General features: G+C 71.7%; 4 protein-coding genes. 2 read left to right on the top strand and 2 right to left on the bottom strand.

Annotated features, from left to right (window positions below):
* The coding region (locus C667_RS21875) for a CE1 family esterase (RefSeq protein ID WP_004385029.1) at nt 1-534 on the bottom strand (534 nt) is incomplete at its 3' end.
* 220 nt (nt 535-754) lie between these two features.
* On the opposite strand from C667_RS21875, the gene C667_RS21870 reads away from it, so the two are divergent.
* Nucleotides 755-1,672, top strand: coding sequence for an L-type lectin-domain containing protein (locus C667_RS21870; protein ID WP_004385027.1), 918 nt, complete (start codon nt 755-757; stop codon nt 1,670-1,672).
* A gap of 48 nt (nt 1,673-1,720) precedes the next feature.
* Here the strand turns inward: C667_RS21870 and C667_RS21865 are convergent, their stop codons facing one another.
* Nucleotides 1,721-1,957, bottom strand: coding sequence for a hypothetical protein (locus tag C667_RS21865; RefSeq protein ID WP_004385025.1), 237 nt, complete (start codon nt 1,955-1,957; stop codon nt 1,721-1,723).
* A gap of 203 nt (nt 1,958-2,160) precedes the next feature.
* Here C667_RS21865 and C667_RS21860 point away from each other — a divergent pair.
* The coding region (locus C667_RS21860; RefSeq protein WP_004385021.1) for a spermidine synthase family protein at nt 2,161-2,817 on the top strand (657 nt) is incomplete at its 3' end.

The raw sequence follows: 2,817 nt of genomic DNA, 5'->3' as shown, positions 1-2,817 counted from the left end.
CCCCCCCCCCGCCGACAGCCCGGCCACCGCGACCGCGCCGCGGTCGACCGGATAGAGCAGGCAGGCCTGGTCGATCGCGGCGATCAGGGTCGCCGCCTCGGCCTCGGCGCGGCGGCTGCGCGTGTCGTACCAGTTCCAGCAGCCCTGCGGGTTGGCGGCCAGGTCCTGCTCGGGGTACAGCACCAGGAAGCGCTCGCGCGAGGCGAGCCGGTCGATGCGCGTGCTGCGCGCGAAGGCCGCCGCGTTCTGGCCGCAGCCGTGCAGCATCACCAGCAGCGGCAGGCGCTCGCTGCTGCGCACGCCGGCCGGGCGAAACAGCCGGAAGCGCCGCAGCCCCCCCGGCCCGATCGCCTGGCCGGTGATCCAGTCGCCGGTCGACGCCGGCAGGCGATAGGGCGCGGACATCGCCTCGACACCCCGCGCCGCAGCCTTGCCGGCGGCATTCGCGCCGGCACGGATCGCGCGCCGGGTCATGGCGGTGGTGGCGCGCTCGATGGCGCGCAGCAGGGGCGAGGGGCGGACGCGGCGGCTCATGCGCGAAGGGTCGCACACCCGCCCGCAAAAAAGCGCCGATCCTGTCGGATAAATTTACAGTATCGACCCATATACCCCCTCATCTATCTGATTTTATTGAAAACCTAAATCGGGCACATTTTGTGCTTTGAATGGGCAGCGACAAGTGGAGGCGGTGCGCCTCACCGCGCCTGTCGTATTCCCACGCACCCGCCGTGGACACCGAAAAAGGAGATCGATCATGAGAACACCCTGTCCGGACCAGGCGGGCCGCCGGCTTCGCCACGCGAACACCCTGCTGTGTGCCGCCGCCTTGTGCGCGCTGGCGACCGCACCCGCACATGCGACGCTGATCAACTACCAGAACTTCGACAACCTCTCGGCGTTCACCCTCAATGGGGCAACGGCGGGCATCAACACCGGCGGCCAGGGTGTCGTCGGTCCCAGTGGAGCGCGCGTGCTGCGGCTCACGAATACCACGGGCCAGAGCGGCAGCGCCTTCCTGACCAGCCCGTTCTCGCTGGCCGCGGACGCCTCCTTCAGCAGCTATTTCGAGTTCCAGTTCACCAACCAGATCAACGGCGGCGCCGACGGCATCGTGTTCACCGTGCAGAAGGTGGCCAACACCGCGGGCGGCTCGGGCGGCGGCATCGGCTACCAGGGCCTGAGCCCCAGCATCGGCGTCGAGTTCGACAACTGGAACAACGGCGCAGGGGACGGCAACAACGCCAACCACGCCGGCATCGACGTGAATGGGAACGTGAACTCGGTGGTGCGCGCCGACACCCTTCCTGCACAGCTCGACAGCGGCTCCGTCTTCCACTCCTGGGTCGATTACAACGGCGCGACGGACGAGCTCGAGGTCCGCCTCGCGCTCACCGACACCCGCCCCACCGCTGCCCTGATGAGCTACACGGTCGACCTCGTGACCCTGCTCGGCACCACCGACGCGTTCATCGGCTTCACCTCCGGCACCGGCGCCGCGGGCGCCTATCACGACATCCGGCGCTGGGTATTTACCGGCGAGTTCAACCCGATCGTCGACCCCGACGACCCCGTGGATCCGGGCACCGTCCCCGAGCCCGGCTCGCTCGCGCTGCTGTCGCTCGGCCTGCTCGGCGTGTTCGGCGGCCTGCGCCGCCGCGCCTTGGCAACCTGAACGGTCCTGCGCCTGCAGGCGGCGGCGAGGCACCGTCGCCTGCCGTACTCAACCGCCCCCGCCGCGCTCCTCGCGCGCCACCGCGGCCAGCTCGCGCAGGTACCAGGCCGCGTAGCCGTAGCCGGCGAGGGCGACGAGCGCGGAGTAGAGCAGCTCGCCTTCGAGCGAATGGCCTGCGAGCATGTTGGTGACGACGACGAAGCTCAGGTAGAGCGCGGCGACCATGCCGCCGAAGATGCGGATGAGCGCGAAGGTCTTGCGCTGCTTGAGGGTGGGCTGGGCCATGGGGAGTCGGGGCGGGACGAGGAGACAGGCGGCAGGGTAGCCGATTCCGGCCCGGCTGGCATCGCCGGCGGGCGCTCGGCTCGGGCAAGCGCACGAAGCTCGTGGGGGAGCGCAGCGCCCGGAGCAAAGGATGCTGGCCTCGGCTGGCGGCGCGCCGGATAATGCGACGCACCCAGCCCTCTTCCCGCGCGAGGATCTCTGCGATGCACGCTCCGGCCCCCGGCCGGCCCGGGACCGCGCCCGCCGCGCGCTCCCCAGCCCTGGCGCTGTCGCCCGCCCTGCTCTTCCTGCTCGTCTTCGTCGAGGGCTTCGTCTCGCTCGGCGCCGAGATCCTCGCGCTGCGCCGGCTGGTGCCGCACGTGGGCAGCGCGATCACGGTCACCGCGCCGACGATCGCCTTCTTCCTGCTCGCGCTGGCGCTCGGCTACCAGGCCGGCGGGCGCGTGGCGGACGACTACCTCGCGCGCGTGCGGCGCAACTTCCTGCTCGCCGCCGCGCTGATCGCGCTCGGGCTGGCGGGCCCAGTGGTGGAGCTGGCCTTCGCGCACCTGCAGCCGGCGCCGGTGGCCTGGGCGGTGGTGGTGTGCGGCGTACTGTGCCCGGTGGCCTGGCTGCTCGGGCAGACCGTGCCCATCCTCACCAACCTGCTGCGCCACGAGCGCGTCGGCGCGCGCAGCGGGGCGGCGCTGTACTGGTCCACGCTGGGATCCTTCCTGGGCGCGCTGACGCTGTCGATGGGGGTGATGCAGTGGCTGGGGGTGGGCGCCGCGGTGCTGGTGTGCACCGGCCTCCTGCTCGCGGCGGTGCCGGCGCTCGGCGGCGTCGCCGGGGGGCAGAGGCCGGCGGCCGCGGCGGCGCTC

The sequence above is a fragment of the Thauera phenylacetica B4P genome (assembly GCF_000310225.1).
In the GTDB taxonomy this organism is placed as follows: Bacteria; Pseudomonadota; Gammaproteobacteria; order Burkholderiales; family Rhodocyclaceae; genus Thauera; species Thauera phenylacetica.
The sequence above is the reverse complement of the archived record's forward strand: the minus strand, read 5'-3'. Positions and strand labels throughout refer to the sequence as shown.

Coding starts and splice junctions, on each gene's coding strand:
- C667_RS21870 (WP_004385027.1), top strand. CDS start 755: ATGAGAACACCCTGTCCGGACCAGGCGGGCCGCCGGCTTCGCCACGCG.
- C667_RS21865 (WP_004385025.1), bottom strand. CDS start 1,957: ATGGCCCAGCCCACCCTCAAGCAGCGCAAGACCTTCGCGCTCATCCGC.